Raw genomic sequence first — 16,544 nt, forward strand, 5'->3', positions numbered from 1 at the left:
GCTTGGGGGTCCGGGGCTCGGAGGGTGAATCAGCGTGATGGGTCTGGCCCCAGTACGCGAGGTTGATCGCGGCGGTGAGGTCGCGATCAGCCGAATGCCCGCAGTCGCAGGTGAACACCCGATCGGCGAGCGTCAGCCGCCCTGGATGGTCCCGCACTGGGAGCACCGCTTGCTGGACGGATACCACCGATCGGCCAGCACGACCGAGCCGTGCCGCCAGGCCTGTTTGTAGCCCAGGTTGCGGGCGAACTCGGTCCAGCCCGCATCGGAGATCGCTTGGGCCAGCCGGTGGTTGTGCAGCATTCCGGACACGTTGAGGTCTTCGAGGACGAGCCGGTCGTGGGTCTTGACCAACTCGTTCGAAATCTGGTGCAGGAAATGGCGCCGCACGTTCGCGACGTGAAAATGGTGACGCCGTAGTTTCGCGGTGGCGTCACGGCGGTTGTGTGATCCCTTCTGTGTGCGCGACAACGACTTCGCCAGCCGCCGTTGCTTCGTCATCCCGGCAGTCAACGCCTTGGGGGCATCGGTGATCCGGGCGACTTCGGTGCCGTCGATGGTGGCTGCGGCCAGGAACGCCGACAGCCCCCTGTCACACCGACCCAGCCACCGTCATCGTGTTTAGTGGTGGCGGGACGGGCAGGCGGAGCCGCAACGACGCTGGCGCTCAGTCGGTGGGACGCCCCGGAGTTTGGACGGCCAAGAAGCCGGGGGTGCGGGCGAGCCGGAAACCCAGTGCCCGGTAGAGCCGGATCGCCGTGGCGTTGGAGACGGCGGCGTGCAGGAATGGCGTCTCGCCGCGGGCTCGGATCTGGTGGGCGACGGCGTGCACGAGCCGGGTGGACAGGCCCTGGCCGCGGAACTCTGCCGCTGTGCACACCGCGCTGATCTCGGTGAGACCCGGCGGGTGTAGGCGCTCGCCGGCCATCGCGACGAGGCGACCGCCACGACGCACACCCAGATAGGTGCCAAGTTCGACGGTGCGGGGAAAGAACGGCCCCGGCCTGGTGTCGGCGACCAGTGCCAACATCTCGGGCACGTCGGCGGGGCCCAACCGGATGGTCTCGTCGTCGGGTGCGGCGGCCACGCCGTCGTCGACGAGCTGCACGCCGGGGATGCGCTCCACCACCTCCCAGCCCTGTGGGGGATCGGCGAACACCCCGGTCAGGATGAGCACCGTTGCAGGACCGGCGATCTCGGCCATGTCGGCCCAGTCGTCGGCAGTGGGTAGACTTGCGAACCCAGCGAAGGCGGACACCGCAGTGGGGTAGCGCGCGCAACGACCCAACTGGTGGGCGAAGTGTCGGTGCGGACCGGTCAACGACGCGTAGACGGGGTTGTCCAGGACGTTGGGTGCGAGCGCGTCGCCGACGACCGCCGACAGCGGAGCCGCCCGCAGGGACCGTCGCGACATCGAGTCATGTTCGACGGTGCCGTCACCGCAGCTGCAGCCCACACCGTTAGGTTAACGGGGGAGTGGCACGAAGCGCTTGAGCTTGCCACTGGCCGGGTTGCGCCCCAGGGTCTCGACCGACCGGATGCGAATCGACGGGTGGGCAACTCCGTGGCGCTGCATCGCCGAGATCAACGCAGGGACCATGTCTTGCACGCTCGCATCCGCAACCGCCAGCACGTCCACACCGTGCTCGGTCTGCAGCACCTGGTACTCGACGATGCGCGGATCCGTACCGAGTACGTGTCGAAAGGCGCTGGCGGGCACCGTATGGGAGCCGTAGACGAAGTCGTCGTCACGACGACCGCTGATATCGGCCACCCTGGCGAACGCGCTGCCGCAGGCACACGGCTCGGACATCAGCGAGATCTCGTCGCCGAGGTCGTACCGGACGAAGGGGAACGTGCGGTTCGACAGGCCAGTGGCCAGCGTGCGCACCGCCGGTTCGTCGGGACCCACGGGTGCGCCGGAGTCGTCGACGCGTTCGAGGATCACCTCGTCCTCGCAGATGTGCAGTCCCGACCCGTACCCGCAGCCGACCGCTTGCACACCGAGTTCCGTTGAACCCCACAGATTGTGCAACGGCGCGTGCCAGGCATCGATGATCGCGTCGCGGTCTTCGGGCAAGAGGGGTTCGGAGTTCGTGCTCACCCGGTGGGGTCGGATGCGGAGGTCGCCGGCCAACGACGCACGGGCCAGGCGGCCGATGACACTGGCATACCCGACGAGGTGGGTGGGAGCGTAGGTTTGGACCGCCGAGAGGACCTCTTCGAACGGTGCTCCGGCATCGATGACGGCGGTGTCCATACCCGCGACGGTCGGCACGTCGAACAGCGGTGTGCTGGCGTGCGGTGGCCCCCCAGCCGCGAGTACGGCCAGCCGCGTCGGTGCCGCCGAGGGGTGGCGTCGCTCGGCACGCGCCTGCATGCGCCACGCCAGACACGCGGTGGTGACGAAGAACTGCCAATCCCAGACGTACACCCCGCGGACCCCGCTGGCGCCGCCGGAACTGAACACCTGCTGATCGTGTCGGGTATAGGAGAACCAGGTCTGCTCAGTCAGAACCCGTTCTGCAAATTGACGATTGAGGTCGGGCGTCGTCACGATCGCATCCCACTCGCTTTGCGCTTCAGCTTTCGTCAGCATCGGAATCGACGCCAGCTCGGACGCCGTCACCGCCTCGAAGTCCACGCCGCGCAGCCGCTCAGCGTAGAACGGCGAGCGCTCGTGGGCGTACGCAAGCACTGAGCGCAATCGCGCATCGCGGTGCCGCTGAATCTGCTGTGCCGACCAGTCGAGGCGGGCCACGTGATCGGTGAGTGCCGCGTGCACGGCATGGAGGTGGGCGGCGCGGATGCGTTGGTATGCGGACCGTCCCATCACGGCTCCCTTCTCCGCTTCCATCGGATCCCATGATGCATCCGAGGTCGACCCGATGGCAGCACCTTCGGCGGTCTCACGTATATCGGCACCGCGGATGCAACGCCTCCGCTATCTCAGGCGTGAGAGCGGGCGCGTTGGCTCCTTGAATCCTGCGAATGTGCGGGTGAGCTGAATCGAATCGCCTGCCGCAGGCCCTCCCGATGGCGGTGCCTGCGCGGCTGCCCGGAATATCTGGACCACAGTCCGGTTATGTCTAGTTGCGGGGTGCACGTGGACGACAACGGGATGTTTGAACCGCGCTGAACCGTCCGGACGAAGGGAACGAGATGAGCCACAGCACGGCTGAGGAGACAGCCAAAGAGATCGTGCGGCGAAACACCGAGCAGGTCCAGGGGCGGGGGGATTTCGACTTGTTCGACACGCTATTCGCTGATGACTTCATCGACCACACACCGCAGCCCGGGACTGCCCCGGACAAAGAAGGGGTGCGGGCGCTCTATCACCGGTTGCGTGGGGCTTTTCCCGACTTCCGGCCCGAGATCCATTGGCAGACAGTGGATGGAGATGTGGTGACCACGTTCAAGACCTACCACGGCACTCATCAGGGCGAGATCTTCGGCATCGCACCAACGGGCCGTGTCATACAGTTCGAAACTGTTGACGCGATGCGGGTTCGCGATGGGCGAATCGTCGAGCACTGGGGCGTTGCGAACCTCTTCTCGCTGGTGCACCAACTGGGTGCCCGCGTAGAAGTCTGACTGTTGTGGCGATCGGAGGCCACGGCAATGTCGGGTGACCGCCAGGTCAGCGGAAGCGGACGTTCACCGTCGCCAGGCCGAAGATCTTCCGGCCACCGGACTTCGCGGCGATGATGACGACACCGGTGCGGGTCGCCGGGTCCAGCGACTTGATCCGACCGGTGAACTCGATGTCCGTGCCCTCGGTGGCCGACACGATCGCTGGCTGGGACAGCCGCACCGCGTAGCGGGTGACCGCACCGGGGTCGCCGGACCATGCCGAGGCGAATCCGGCACCCAAACCCATGGTGAGCATCCCGTGGGCGATCACGTCGGGCAGCCCCGCCAGCTTGGCGATGGCTTCGTCCCAGTGAATCGGGTTGGCGTCGCCGGCTACGCCGGCGTAGTTCACCAGGTCGCCGCGGGAGAGTCGGGCGTGATGCGCCGGTAGCTCATCGCCGACCGTCACGTCATCGAAGGACCGCGTGCCTGGCGTGCGGGTCGTGCCCGCATCGGCGATGCGAACCTCGCCGTCGGGTCGCACCGTCTTCTCGTAGGCGACACCGGGTTCGTCGGCTCCGAGCATGTTGACGTCGTGCATCATCACGTTGTGCACGGCCGACCTGATCGTCGGATCGACGTCCTCCGCGGTGACGCCGACGACGGTGGTGTGCAGGGTGTGCACGCGCTCGCCGGCAGTGTCGGTGTAGGTGTTGGTCACGGTGATCAGATCTCTGCCGGCGATCCTGCGCACCGACGACAGTTCGACGTCGACGTGCAGTTCGTCACCGGCCACGATCGGGCGGTGCTGCTCGAAGACTTCTTCGGTCTGCAGGTACATGTCATAACCGACGACCACCGATTCGAAAAGGTGCCGATTGGCTGCCATGGCCGGGATCGACGTAAACGTCAGCGGCGCCACCAGGCCCGAGTATCCCAACTCCGCGGCGGTGGCGGCATCCCAGTGTGCGGGGTGATAGTCCTGCACTGCACGGGCGTACTCGCGTACCTTCTCGTGGCCTACCAGATAGGTGTCGTCCACCTGGTAGTAGTGGCCAACGCGCGATTCAATCGCCGACGTCTCTGCTGCTGCGGTCATGAATTTGCTCAACTTATCTATCGGCTTGTTCGCTGAGGCCGACCAAAGCACACTAGCGCGCGGACACCGTAGCAATACACGTCGATCCGCCTCGCGCTAGTCGTGCATTCCCCTGCAAGCGGCGGTTCGGAATGCTTCCAATCATGGTGTGCAGTCTCGGCGCGGCGTTCCGCGGTCACGCCGTAGCGCTGGTCTCCAGGAATGACGTGACGGCTCGCAGGAGTTCCCGCGGCGCCTCCTCGGGGACGTAGTGACCGCCCGGTACGGCGTGACCCGTGACCGAGGCGGGGTCGTCGTGGTGTTCCCGCCAGATGCGCACGACGTCCTGCCGGGCGAGGCCACCGTCTGCACCCCACAACACCAGCAGCGGGGCGGACAGTCGGAGGCCGCGGGCATGGTCGGCCTCGTCGCGGTCGAGGTCGATGGTGAAGCCGGCGCCGTAGTCCTCCATCGACGCCCGCAGATGTGCCGGTTCGCTGTAAGCGCGGACGTATGCGTCGAACGTGGACTCGTCGACGGCGCCGCTGTCGAGGACCGACGCGAAGAAATGGCGCAGGTAGGTCCCGACGTTGCCCGAGATGAGCTCTGTGGCGAGCGCGCCGTTGCGATGAAAGAACCAGTGCCACATGGCACTTGTGGAATCCCGATCGAAAGACTGCATCACGACCCTGGTCGGCAGGATGTCGAGCAGGACCAGCGCGGACACCTCATCGGGGCGGTCCAACGCCCAACGGTGCGCGACCCGGGCACCGCGGTCGTGGCCGATGACGATCGCCGAATCGTGCCCGAGGTGGGCGATGAGGCCGGACAGATCCGATGCGGTCGCGCGTTTGTCATAGCCGGTGTCGGCGAGCCCGGAGGCGCCGTACCCGCGCAAGTCGGGCGCGACGACGGTGTGTCGTTCGCTGAGCGGCCCCACGACGTGTCGCCAGCACTCGCCCGTCTGCGGCCATCCATGCAGCAGCACGACGAGCTCGGGCCCGTCGCCTGCGATGCGGTACGCGAGTTCGACCTCGTCGAGCCGCACGAACTCCACGGTCTGAGCAGACATCTTCCCTCGTATCGGTCGTCGGTGATCCCAGGCTGCGGTCAGTTGCGCACCCCCGGCAACACGGCATTGCCACTGAGTGGAAGTCTGTGTGCACGCGTCGCGGGCGCCGGCTCATACCGTGGACCAAGCAGGGAAGGGGTGGCCGATGGCAGGCAACGTCGGTGTTCCCGGTCAGACGGTCGGGAGCCGCCTGCTGGCGGTCCTCGACTGTTTCGACGTCGGTCATCGGGCACTCACCCTCACCGAGATCGCGAAGGGGGCGCAGCTGCCTCTGTCCACCGCTCGCCGGCTAATCATGGAGCTGGTCGCATGGGGCGGACTCGAGCGCGTGCCGGATGGGTCCTATCGGGTGGGCATGCGGCTCTGGCAGGTCGGGTCGCTGGCGCCGCAGACCCGTGACCTGCGTGAAGCGGCGCTTCCGTACATGCACGACCTGTTCGAGGCGACGCGTGAGAATGTTCAACTCGCAGTGCTCGACGGCATGGAGGCGTTGTGCATCGAGAAGGTGTCCGGGAACAAGGCAGTGCCCACGGCGACGCAGGTCGGCGGGCGGTTGCCGTTGCATACGACCGGCGTGGGCAAAGCCCTGTTGGCGTTCTCGCCGCGGGAGTTTCTGGAGGACGTGGTTGCTCGGGGACTGAGCCGGTCCACGATTCACAGCATCGTCGAGCCGGGGCGGCTGGCTGCTGCACTGGAGGGTGTGCGTCGCACCGGGGTCGCGTTCTCCTACCAGGAGATGACGATCGGGGCGATCTCGGTGGCGACGCCCATCATCACAGCGGGACGGCTGTGGGGTGCGCTGGGCATCGTCACCCACTCCGGGGCGGCATTGGACCGATTGGCGCCTGCTGTCCGCACGGCGGCGCTCGGTGTCGCGCGTAGCGCCTGACCGTGAATGCCACTGAGTGGCAGCGATGCGTCGGCATTCCCGGCCAGCAGGCACACGATGGCGTTCATGGAACGCCACGGACGCGAGCAGAGGAGCGGTCTTGCCGAAGATTGATCAGCACAGCGAGCCGATCTCGCTGACGTGTAGCTCCAGCACCCTGCGCCGGGCCGACCTGCCCACGCGGGTCGCAGCCGCGTCGGCCGCAGGGTTCACCGGCTTGGGATTCCGCGTCGCCGACTACGCCGACTCCGGCATGGAGCTGCCCGCCATCCGCGACTTGCTCGACCGGCACGCGATGCGCACCCTCGAGGTCGAGCACACGTGGGACTGGGCACTTCGCCAGGTGGATCCCGTCGAAGAAGCGATGTTCGCGTTTGCCCGGGCAGTGGGCTTCCGGCAGTTGAACGTCCCGATGTTCTACCCGCACACTAGCGTGGAACTGGTCCGTGGATTCGGCGAACTCTGCGACCGCGCAGCTGATTTCGGCGTCCTCGTGGGATTCGAGTTCCTCCCGTACAGCCATGTGGCGGCATTGGCCGACGCGTGGGCGATCGTCGAAGCCGCCGATCGACCCAACGGCGGGGTGATCATCGATCTGTGGCATTGGTTCCGATCAGACTCGCAGGCAGCTGACTTGGGACGAGTGCCCGTCGAGAAGATCACGTCCCTACAATTGTGCGACGTTCTCCACGTGCCCCGCGCCGACCTCACCGAGGAGGCACGCCACCACCGACTGCTTCCTGGTCAGGGCGCCGGAGCAACCGCACGAATCCTCGATGCACTCCACGGGCAGGGATTCTCGGGACCGGTCTCGGTCGAGGTCTTCTCAGATGACCTCGACGCCAAGCCGACCGCGACCGCGGCAGGCTTGGCGTTCGATGCCGGCGCGGATGTGCTGCGCCAGGCAGGAATTAGACCCGAGCCGTGGTTCACCAATCACGACCGGGCCTGTCGGTGATGCAGAAGTCACGCTCGAGGAAGGGGACCATCGATCATGCGGTTGGCCGGTAAGACAGCCTTGATCACCGGAGCGGCGAACGGCATGGGCCTTGCCACTGCCCGCACGTTCAGTCGGGAGGGGGCGGTGGTGATCCTCGCCGACATCGACGACGAATCCGGTTGTCGTGCAGCCGACGAGATCAATCAAGGCGGAGGCACGGCGCAGTATCTGCATCTCGACGTCACTGACGAGAACTCTTGGCTTTCGGCGATCGACGACACGGTGTCGCATCACACCCGACTCGACGTGCTCGTCAACAACGCGGGTATCAGCGGTACCTTCAACCCGGACCTCACGAGCACCGGCTTCTACGACCAGTTGATGGCCATCAATGCGCGAAGCGTGTTCCTGGGCATCAAACACGGCGCCGCGACCATGAAGCTCGCGGGGGGTGGATCGATCGTCAACATGTCTTCGATCTCCGCGAACATCGGTCAGTACGGCATTCACCTCGGCTACGGCGCGTCAAAGGCTGCCGTCAAGTCGATGACCGTCACCGGCGCAGTGCAGTACGCCGCTGATGGGATTCGGATCAACGCAGTGGCGCCCGGCATGCTACCGCCGATGCAGACGTCCCGTGGATCGGCGGACCCGGTGTGGCGTGCCAAGCAGATCGACGGTGTCCCCATGAAACGAGCCGGTGAGGTCCAGGAAGTCGCGGACGTGGTGCTGTTCCTCGCCACCGACGAATCGAGCTATGTGACGGGAGTCGAGATTCTCGTCGACGGCGGACTGACGGCTGTCTGAACCTGCCGCTGCCGCTCAGCAGCAGTATGCCCTGGCGCACAGCCATCACCCTCACTGACGATCGAATGGGGCCGACAGTCGGCCGCTACCAACATCATTCGATCACAGAGGTTTTGAGTGAACAACACAACACCGGGCAGTACGCTCCTCGTATTGGTTCACGGCGCGTGGCATTCCTCCGCGCACTGGGCGGCGACGCAGCGGTACTTGGTGAGGCTGGGCCTCGACAGCATTGCCGTCGATCTGCCGGGCCATGGCGTGAACGCCCCGATACCGTCGAGTTACCTGCTCGCCGGACAGCCCGGACTGGAGTCGCAGAAGTCTGCGGTCGCCGATGTGACGATGCAGGACTCGGCGGACGTGATCCTGTCGGAGGTCACGGACCTGCATTCCCGGGGGCGACGGATCGTGGTCGTCGCGCACAGTGCGGGTGGCGGACCCGCCTCGCTGGCCGCCGAGCAGGCACCCGAAATGGTTGATCGGCTGGTGTACCTCTCGGCATTCGTGCCGGCCGGGCGGCCGCGGTTCACCGACTACATCAACGCCGACGAGAACGTCGTCGCCGCCAAGATTCCGATGGTCGGGGAGCCGAGCGAGCTTGGTGCACACCGGATCAACCCCTTCGACGAGGATCCGACGGTCCTCGAGGCCGTGCGGTACGCCTTCCTCGACGATCTGCCCGACGATGCCCCGAGCGGCTGGCGTCAGCTGCTGCACCCCGACGAGCCGTTCTCAAGCCTGACCGCGCCGGTGGTGGTCAGTGCACAACGGTGGGGACAGATCCCGCGGACGTACATCCGCCTCACCGATGACCGCGCCCTGCCCCCCGTCACGCAGGACCTCATGATCGCCGAGGCCGACGAGGCCTACCCCGAGCAGCGGTTCGATGTGCGTGACCTGACCGGCGGCCATTCACCGTTCGTCACGCGTCCCGCCGAGTTGGCGGCTCTGTTGGCGGACGTTGCGCTGAAGAGCGCGGACTACCCGGCCGTGTGAACGGTGGAGGCGTTGGACTCGGCTGCGCGTTGAGCGGTCGGTGCACGCCTCGCCTTGACGGCGACCGCGGCGATGGAGATCGCTGCGGGAATCAGCAAGGCCAGGAAGACCTGACGGTAGTTCATCCCGAGCGCGACGAGCGCGGTGCCCGCGCCCGCGCCCGCGATGGCGCCGAACCGTGCGACGCCGGTGGCCCAGCTGGTGCCGGTGGCACGGATTGCGGTGGGGTAGAACGATGCCGACAGAATCGGGAAGCCAGTGGCCACCGAGTTGGTGAACATGCCGAGTACGAAGATGAGGCAACCGATGACGACCACGTCCTGCGGTGCGACCGCGATGAGAGCGAGCATCACTGCAGCGCAACCCATTCCGATGGCCACCACCCGGTGGAGGCCGTAACTGTCCATCAACCAGCCGATGGCGATGTTGCCGACGGTACCGCCCAGCTGAAGCAGCAGTCCGATGGTCGCAGCAGCGGCCAGGGAGAAGCCGACGTCGGTCATGAGGATCGGCAACCAGCTGTTCATCAGGTAGACGATGAAGAACGCCGCCACGAATCCGACCCAGATCGTCACCGTGCCGATGCGGAAGCGCCGGCCCATCAACGCAGTCACGGTGAGCTTGGAGCCGGTGGCGGGTTCGTCCAGGCAGAACCGGATACCGTCCGGAAAATGTTCGGGAACCATCGATCTCATCAACGAGATCAGTTCGGTCCGGCGAAGGTCGTTGCGGGCCAGGAACTTCGGTGACTCCGGCAACGCAACGGCTATCACGACGACGTACGCGAGTGGCAGGATGCCGCCGACGATCAGAGCCCAGTGCCAGCTGGCGATCTGCACCAACACGCTGGTCAGATAACCGGCGACCGCTCCGCCGAGCGTCATACCGCAGTATGTGATCGCCATCATCGCGCTGCGCCGCCTCGTGGGTGCGTACTCGCTGACCAGCGTCGTGGCGTTGGGCATCGCAGCGCCCAGTCCGAGACCCGTCAGAAGACGCAGGATGGAGAACGACAGGACGCCGGTGGCCAGAGCGGTCGCGGCGCTCATCACCCCGAAGGTGATCAGGGCGCCGATGATGACCTTGCGGCGTCCGAAGCGGTCCGCGAGCGGCCCGGCCACCAATGAGCCGATGGCCAGACCGAACAGGCCGCTGGTGACGATGGGGCCCAACTGTGCCTTGGTGAGCCCCCAGTCCGTGATCAGGGATGGTGCGATGAAGGCGACGAGCGCGATGTCGATTCCGTCGAGGACCAACACGCCGAAGCACAGTCCGAGGACCCGTCTCTGAAGACGTCCTACTCGATGACGGTCGATCACGCCCTGCAGATCGATCGGTTCTCCTGGGTGCACGATGTCCTCCTTTGGACAGCTTGAATCATGGCTCTCGCCGACGGATTCGGATTGGGTGGAACGCGGCCCGCCGAGTGGTGACCGGTCAGTTCTGAAGTGAGTACGTGCGGATGGGCTGCGGAGGAGATCCGGCCGCGGCGTCGGCGAGTAGGGCCTGCAGGCCGGGGGCGGTGACCGGGGTGGGGTTTGCGTAAGGCGCCGCCAACGCCTGGTCGATCACCGTCGCGACACCATCCGGCGGCATGCCGAGCGCGGTGAGGGACATCTGCGCACCCAGGTCCTGCACGAGGTGAAACAGGTAGGCGGCTGGATCCTCGGCGGCGAACGCCGTCTGGAGCCGCTGCTGCGCACGTGGCGCAGCAGCGAGGTTGAGTCGCAGCACATGCGGCAGAACTGCGGCGTGGGTCTCGGCGTGCGGCAGGGTGAACGTGCCGCCGAGGATGTGGCACAGCTGGTGGTGCAGTGACATCGTCGTCACCCCGAGCGACATGCCGGCCAACCACGCTCCGTGCAGCAGTTCGGTGCGTGCGGCGATGTCTGCGGGGTTGGCGACGACGAGGGGCAGAGCCGTGACGATCGCGCGCGCGGACTCGGCGGCGATGAGGTCCGTCACCGGCGAGCGGTCGGGGGCGTACATCGCCTCGACCGCGTGTGCCAGCGCGTTCACGGCACTGGTCACCGATTGGGCCGTCGGAAGACCGAGCGTCAGCTCGGAGTCGTAGATCACCGTTACGGGAAGGACGGTCACGTCGCGGCCGGTGCGTTTACGGCCTCCATCCGTGATGCCCCAGATGGGGGTCATCTCCGAGCCGGCGTAGGTGGTCGGGACGGCGATCAGCGGAATGCCGGTGTCCTTCGCGACGGCCTTGCCCAAGCCGATCGCCGAACCCCCACCGATGGCGACGCATCCGTCGGCGCCGTGCTCCCTGGCTCGGTCGACTGCCGTCGCCGCGACCTTCGCGGGCACGTGCATCTCGGCGTGGGCGTGCAGCTCAACCAGTGCGGCACCCAGCGGTGCGGCCACCTCGGCGGCGAGGTCGGCGTGACCGCGAGTGCACACCACCATCAGTCGACGCAGCTGGAGGCGCTCGGTCTCGGCGGCCAGTCGGGACCGGGCGCCCGGCGCGAAGATCACTCGGCCGCTGTGGCTCTGGTGGACGAAGTCGTAGCTCATGGCCGCGCCTGCCGGTCGCGGCGATCGAGAACGACGTCGAACTCCAAGAGCCGGAACGGGTTTGGCACCTTGTAGCGTGCGGCGAGGGCGGGGTCATCCATGATGATGACAGACCGGATCAACGATTCCTTGACGCCGAATACGGTGTCCGAGTCCAGGTATGGGCTGCCCTCGACGAACACGTGTGTCGTGAGTGGTGCGTGATCGGCGGCCGCAGCGATGACGTGAATGTGTGCGGGTCGATTGGGGTGCCGCTTGGTTGCTGCCAGGAGGGCGCCCACCGGTCCGTCGTCGGGAATCGGGTAATAGCGGGGGACCACGGTGCGTAACCAGAACCGACCGTCGTCATCGGTGACGAACAGGCCGCGCAGGTTGCGTTCCGGTTGGATGTCGGGCTGTTGGACGTCGTAGTACCCGGACCCGTTGGCCTGCCAGACGTCCACCTGCGCTCCCGGCAGAGGCGTTCCATCCGACGAGTGGACCCGGCCTGCGAAGACGCACGGCACTCCGTCGTGGTCGAGAGAGATGTCCGCACCGAGCCGGCGTTCGGGCGACTCGACCATGTGGAACGGACCCAGGACGGTGGTCTCGGTGGCGGTGGCAGACCGTCGGTTGTTGATCGCGTCGACCAGCATCGAGACGCCGAGAACGTCGCTAAGTAGTACGAATTCCTGTCGGGTGTCATCGCATTGGTGCCCGACCGCGGTCAGGAAGTCGATCGCCTGCTGCCACTCGGCGTGGGTGGGTTCGACGTCCTTCACGAAGCGGTGCAGGTGCTCGACGAGGTTGGTGAGTACCGTCTTCAGGCGTTCATCCGGTGTGTCCCGAAGGCTGTCCACGACGATCGGCACGGAGTTCAGCTCGCTGAAACCGCCGTGAACGGCGGTCATAGCGGCACACCCGGGGTGTCTGCGCCGGCCAGCCACTTCGCGCCTTCGTCGTAGAGGCGTTGCACGGCAGCACCAGTCAGGCCCGGTAAACCGTTCTTGACGGTGAAGCCTGCCCTGCTCTGTACGTAGCCCAGATACCGGTAGCCACTAGGAAATTCGTCGAGCAGTTCATGATCGATGTCCAGCCGATCAGAGGGATCGATGACGTCGAGCCGGTCCTTCTCGTAGATCGGCTGGCGCCGCACGATCGTCCAGTGCGTGTCGTGTTGCAGGAAGTCGTAGAAGCGGCCGGTGCAGGTGACGTCGACCGCGACACCGTGGACCGTTGCGCGTTGGCTGATGGTCATCTTCGTCTGGGCCACGGCGCGGTCATCGGCGACGTCGGCGGAATGGCCGCCAAGGAAGTGCAGGATCGACACTCCGGACTCGAAGCCTTGCCTGCTTTGCTCGATGAATTCAGTTGCGGGACCTTGAAACCACGTTGCGCTCATCCATCCGCTCGTCGGATGCCACACCGAGGCGAAGCGGTCCCAGTCCCCCGCGTCACGCCACACCGCCCAGTTATCGACCAACTCGCGGATGGCTGTCTTGTCGTCGCCAACGTTCCGCACCATGACCTCCGTCCGACGCGCGTACCCGTGTGGCCCGCGACACATCGTCTGTGATGAAGCTTGGGACGGAGGCGGATATCGCGGCCAGCGACAGCTGCCGCCCAGTGGCAGGCGACGGACATGCCACTCAGTGGTCGCATGCGGTGGTGGTGCTGGCCGATGACATGAACGATGTGACCAAACCCCGCTCTGACGATGGAGAATCCATGACTCAGCACCATCTACCTTCGGGTGCCACTCGCATTCTTGGCATCATTGGTGACCCAATCGGACAGGTCCTCGCACCAACCGTGTGGAGCAGACTCTTTCGCGCGAACGGCCTCGACAAGGTCTGCATCCCCATGCACGTTCGTCCGGCTGAACTCGAGCACTTCCTCGACGGGGTTCGCAGGTGGCAGAACCTAGATGGGCTCATCGTGACCCTTCCCCACAAGATCAAGGCCTTTGAACTAGTCGCCCAAGCCACCAAACGAGCCCGTCTCATCGGTGCGGTCAACTCACTTCGTTTGAATGGTGAAGGAGAGTGGATCGGCGACATGTTGGACGGCGATGGATTCGTCGCCGCGTTCGAGGGCAAGATTCGGCCGGTTCGCGGTCTGCGCTCACTGGTGGTGGGTTCGGGGGGCGCCGGTGCCGCGATCGCCTTCGCGTTGGCCGACGGGGGCGCCAATGCGGTCGACGTCTCAGACGTCGACGCCGCGCGCTCGCACTCACTCGCAGAGCGGATCGCAGCGCACGGCACCGATTCAAAGCCCGTGCCCCCCAGGGCGAAGGGGTATGACCTGGTCGTGAATGCCAGTCCCGCTGGGATGCGGCCCGAGGATCCCCTTCCCGTCGACCTCGACGGGGTGACCTCGGAGGTCGCGGTTGCGGACATCGTGACCAAACCGGCGAGCACACGGCTACTCCGAGCGGCGTCCGCGCTCGGTTGCTCGGTGCAAGATGGACTGCAGATGACCGAGGCACAGGTCGCCTTGCAAGCCCAGTTCTTCGGGCTTGCCCTAGACGCTCAAACCGGCAGCCACACGGAAGTCGATGTGTGAGTTCCGGTCGAAAGCTGAGCTGACACGTAAGGGGATGAGTTGACGAACATGGATCGTGGATCAGACATCGAAGGTTCTGCGGGGGTACGGCATGACAGCGTCTACCTGGACGATCTGAAGCTTCACTATGTGCGCGCGGGGCGAGGGGCGCCGGTCGTGCTCCTGCACGGGTGGCCCCAAACCTGGTTCGCCTGGCGCAAGGTGATACCACTAGTCGCCGACCGGTACGACGTCATCGTCCCCGACCTGAGAGGCTTCGGAGACACGTCACGGCCGCTGGGCGGTTACGACAAGAAGACCGTTGCCGGCGATGTCCGACAACTGGTCGAGCACTTGGGCGTTGGACCCGTTCACATCGTCGGACACGACGTCGGCGGAGCCGTGGCCTACCCCTACGCTGCGCAGTGGCCAGTCGAAGTGCGGTCGATGACGTTCATCGAAAGCAGTCTTCCGGCGTTTGGACAGGAAGAATTGATGGATGTCGCGAATGGTGGAAGCTGGCATTTCGGCTTCAACATGTCCGGCGACATCGCCGAAGAATTGGTTCGCGGCCGTGAACGCCTACTCATCGACTATTGGATGCGTCGCAGTACCGTCGGGGTCGTCGATCCGACCTCGGTCGAGGTCGATGCCCTGGATCAGTACGAGCGATCATTGAAACAACCGGGCGGACTTCGGAGTACGTTCGCGCACTATCGGGCTCTGCCACAGGACCGGTCCGACAATCGTGAGTTCGGGCGCACGATGCTGACGATGCCGGTGCTGGCGGTCGAAGGCGAGCGTGGTCAGTCGGGACATTCGGTCTCGACCATGTCGAAGGTGGCCGCGAACGTAACCTCGGCGATGATCGAACGTGCAGGTCACTATCCGCCAGAGGAGAACCCCTCTCAGCTGGCCTCAGTCTTGCAGACGTTCTTCGCAGGCGCCGAAGCGTAGGGGTTTCAGCGGTCGAGGAAGTTGGCGAGCGCAGCCAGGACCGCGTCGGGGCGTTCTTCTACGACCCAATGTCCGCAGTTCGCGATCGCGCCTCCGGTGACGTTCGTGCCGAACTCGGACATCATGTCCACGATCCTTGGACCCCAGCGGTTTTCACCGCCCAAGGCGAGTAGGGGAATGGTGAGCGGCTGGCGTGCGAGCTCGCGGTTGTCCTCGGCATCTCGCTCGAATGCCCGGTACCATTCGAGTGCACTACGGGTGGCTCCCGGCTGCGCGAGTGCTCGCGCGTACACCTCGACGTCACGGTCACTGAACGCACCGTGATTGGTGACCCGGCTCCGGAGGAAGGACTCGACGTATCCGTACTCACGTCCTGAGATCAGGAATTCCGGAAGATCACGGCTTTGATGGAACGCGAAGTGCCACACCGTCGGGTCCGCGTAGATCGTGTCCCACAGTGTCGCACCGGGAATCGGCACGTCGAAGATCGCCAGACGCGTGACGGTCTCGCGATGCGTGGCAGCCCAGGCGTAGGCGACCATTCCGCCGATGTCGTGGCCGACTACCTGTACGGTCTCGAATCCCATCACCTGTCGAAGGCCGTCCAATTCCGCTGCCATGGTGACTTTGTCATAACCGGTGAGGGGTTTGGACGAGTTGCCCGCCCCCTTCAGATCCACTGCCACCACGGTGTGGTGCCTGGCCAGCTCGCCGATCACGGGCATCCACTCGCGCCAGGTTTGGGGGAATCCGTGGAGAAGGAACACGGCGGGCCCAGAACCCGCGACTACGGCGTGTAAGGCGGTGTCGTCTCCTACCCGATGCAACACGTGGTGCCAATCTGCGGGAATGTCGTCGGACATGGTCATGCTCCGTTTCTGTTCAGTTTCCTAGGTGGGTGGGGACATTTCGCGGTGATTCCGGCGATGAGACCAGGCCGTCCAGGTCGGTCGCAACGGGGGAGTTGCGGTAATACAGTCCTTTCAAGGTCATGCAGATCGCACCGATGGATACGGGTATCACGAGTAACAGGAACACCTGTTGGAACGTGACGCCCATGCTCGCCAACGTCGTTCCAACTGCTGCTCCCAACACTGCGCCGAATCGGGAGATTCCCGAGGTCCAACTTGTCCCCGTCGATCTGATCTCAGTTGGATAGAAAGTCGCCGATATAGCCGTATAG

At 65.4% G+C, this 16,544-nt stretch carries 17 protein-coding genes and 1 pseudogene; 7 read left to right on the forward strand and 11 right to left on the reverse strand.

The window, feature by feature from the left end:
* Positions 1-132 precede the first annotated feature (132 nt).
* The 3 genes from ACRDUX_RS30720 to ACRDUX_RS30730 all read right to left on the reverse strand — a co-directional run bounded on the left by ACRDUX_RS30720 (position 133) and on the right by ACRDUX_RS30730 (position 2,833).
* Positions 133-606: a transposase gene (locus tag ACRDUX_RS30720; protein ID WP_526419630.1), complete on the reverse strand. Its 474-nt coding sequence runs from the start codon at positions 604-606 to the stop codon at positions 133-135.
* 61 nt (positions 607-667) lie between these two features.
* Positions 668-1,414, reverse strand: a complete 747-nt coding sequence (locus tag ACRDUX_RS30725) for a GNAT family N-acetyltransferase (RefSeq protein ID WP_526419599.1) — start codon at positions 1,412-1,414, stop codon at positions 668-670.
* A 51-nt stretch (positions 1,415-1,465) separates the two neighbouring features.
* Positions 1,466-2,833 (reverse strand): phenylacetate--CoA ligase family protein, encoded by a 1,368-nt coding sequence (locus ACRDUX_RS30730; protein ID WP_526419601.1) that lies wholly within the window; start codon positions 2,831-2,833, stop codon positions 1,466-1,468.
* A 329-nt stretch (positions 2,834-3,162) separates the two neighbouring features.
* Between ACRDUX_RS30730 and ACRDUX_RS30735 the strand changes: the two genes are divergently transcribed.
* Positions 3,163-3,594: an ester cyclase gene (locus ACRDUX_RS30735; protein WP_526419603.1), complete on the forward strand. Its 432-nt coding sequence runs from the start codon at positions 3,163-3,165 to the stop codon at positions 3,592-3,594.
* Positions 3,595-3,640: 46 nt separating this feature from the next.
* On the opposite strand, the gene ACRDUX_RS30740 is transcribed toward ACRDUX_RS30735, so the two are convergent.
* Complete coding sequence (locus tag ACRDUX_RS30740) at positions 3,641-4,672, reverse strand: fused (3R)-hydroxyacyl-ACP dehydratase subunits HadA/HadB (RefSeq protein WP_526419604.1); 1,032 nt, start codon at positions 4,670-4,672, stop codon at positions 3,641-3,643.
* Between the two features lie 175 nt (positions 4,673-4,847).
* Complete coding sequence (locus tag ACRDUX_RS30745; protein ID WP_526419606.1) at positions 4,848-5,723, reverse strand: alpha/beta fold hydrolase; 876 nt, start codon at positions 5,721-5,723, stop codon at positions 4,848-4,850.
* Between the two features lie 145 nt (positions 5,724-5,868).
* Between ACRDUX_RS30745 and ACRDUX_RS30750 the strand changes: the two genes are divergently transcribed.
* The 4 genes from ACRDUX_RS30750 to ACRDUX_RS30765 all read left to right on the forward strand — a co-directional run bounded on the left by ACRDUX_RS30750 (position 5,869) and on the right by ACRDUX_RS30765 (position 9,355).
* Positions 5,869-6,612: an IclR family transcriptional regulator gene (locus ACRDUX_RS30750; RefSeq protein ID WP_526419608.1), complete on the forward strand. Its 744-nt coding sequence runs from the start codon at positions 5,869-5,871 to the stop codon at positions 6,610-6,612.
* Positions 6,613-6,712: 100 nt separating this feature from the next.
* Positions 6,713-7,570 (forward strand): sugar phosphate isomerase/epimerase family protein, encoded by an 858-nt coding sequence (locus ACRDUX_RS30755; protein ID WP_526419610.1) that lies wholly within the window; start codon positions 6,713-6,715, stop codon positions 7,568-7,570.
* 36 nt (positions 7,571-7,606) lie between these two features.
* Positions 7,607-8,359 (forward strand): SDR family NAD(P)-dependent oxidoreductase, encoded by a 753-nt coding sequence (locus ACRDUX_RS30760; RefSeq protein ID WP_526419612.1) that lies wholly within the window; start codon positions 7,607-7,609, stop codon positions 8,357-8,359.
* Positions 8,360-8,512: 153 nt separating this feature from the next.
* Positions 8,513-9,355, forward strand: coding sequence for an alpha/beta hydrolase (locus ACRDUX_RS30765; protein WP_526419614.1), 843 nt, complete (start codon positions 8,513-8,515; stop codon positions 9,353-9,355).
* On the opposite strand, the gene ACRDUX_RS30770 is transcribed toward ACRDUX_RS30765, so the two are convergent.
* From ACRDUX_RS30770 to ACRDUX_RS30785, 4 genes are all read right to left on the reverse strand, one after another.
* Positions 9,340-10,707 (reverse strand): MFS transporter, encoded by a 1,368-nt coding sequence (locus ACRDUX_RS30770; RefSeq protein ID WP_526419616.1) that lies wholly within the window; start codon positions 10,705-10,707, stop codon positions 9,340-9,342. The genes ACRDUX_RS30765 and ACRDUX_RS30770 overlap by 16 nt on opposite strands.
* An 85-nt stretch (positions 10,708-10,792) precedes the next feature.
* On the reverse strand, positions 10,793-11,881 hold the full coding sequence (locus tag ACRDUX_RS30775) for a maleylacetate reductase (RefSeq protein ID WP_526419618.1): 1,089 nt from the start codon (positions 11,879-11,881) through the stop codon (positions 10,793-10,795).
* Positions 11,878-12,771, reverse strand: coding sequence for a dioxygenase family protein (locus ACRDUX_RS30780; RefSeq protein ID WP_526419620.1), 894 nt, complete (start codon positions 12,769-12,771; stop codon positions 11,878-11,880). Before ACRDUX_RS30780 ends, ACRDUX_RS30775 begins: the two co-directional genes overlap by 4 nt.
* On the reverse strand, positions 12,768-13,385 hold the full coding sequence (locus tag ACRDUX_RS30785; protein WP_526419622.1) for a nuclear transport factor 2 family protein: 618 nt from the start codon (positions 13,383-13,385) through the stop codon (positions 12,768-12,770). The genes ACRDUX_RS30780 and ACRDUX_RS30785 overlap by 4 nt, the downstream gene beginning before the upstream one ends.
* A gap of 203 nt (positions 13,386-13,588) precedes the next feature.
* On the opposite strand from ACRDUX_RS30785, the gene ACRDUX_RS30790 reads away from it, so the two are divergent.
* Positions 13,589-14,425 (forward strand): shikimate dehydrogenase family protein, encoded by an 837-nt coding sequence (locus ACRDUX_RS30790; protein WP_526419624.1) that lies wholly within the window; start codon positions 13,589-13,591, stop codon positions 14,423-14,425.
* 48 nt (positions 14,426-14,473) lie between these two features.
* Positions 14,474-15,361 (forward strand): alpha/beta fold hydrolase, encoded by an 888-nt coding sequence (locus ACRDUX_RS30795; protein ID WP_526419626.1) that lies wholly within the window; start codon positions 14,474-14,476, stop codon positions 15,359-15,361.
* A 5-nt stretch (positions 15,362-15,366) separates the two neighbouring features.
* Here the strand turns inward: ACRDUX_RS30795 and ACRDUX_RS30800 are convergent, their stop codons facing one another.
* On the reverse strand, positions 15,367-16,230 hold the full coding sequence (locus ACRDUX_RS30800; protein ID WP_526419628.1) for an alpha/beta fold hydrolase: 864 nt from the start codon (positions 16,228-16,230) through the stop codon (positions 15,367-15,369).
* A gap of 13 nt (positions 16,231-16,243) precedes the next feature.
* Positions 16,244-16,544: pseudogene (locus ACRDUX_RS30805) on the reverse strand (hypothetical protein); the annotation flags it as partial.

Source organism: Mycobacterium sp. (genome assembly GCF_050701675.1).
GTDB lineage: Bacteria > Actinomycetota > Actinomycetes > Mycobacteriales > Mycobacteriaceae > Mycobacterium.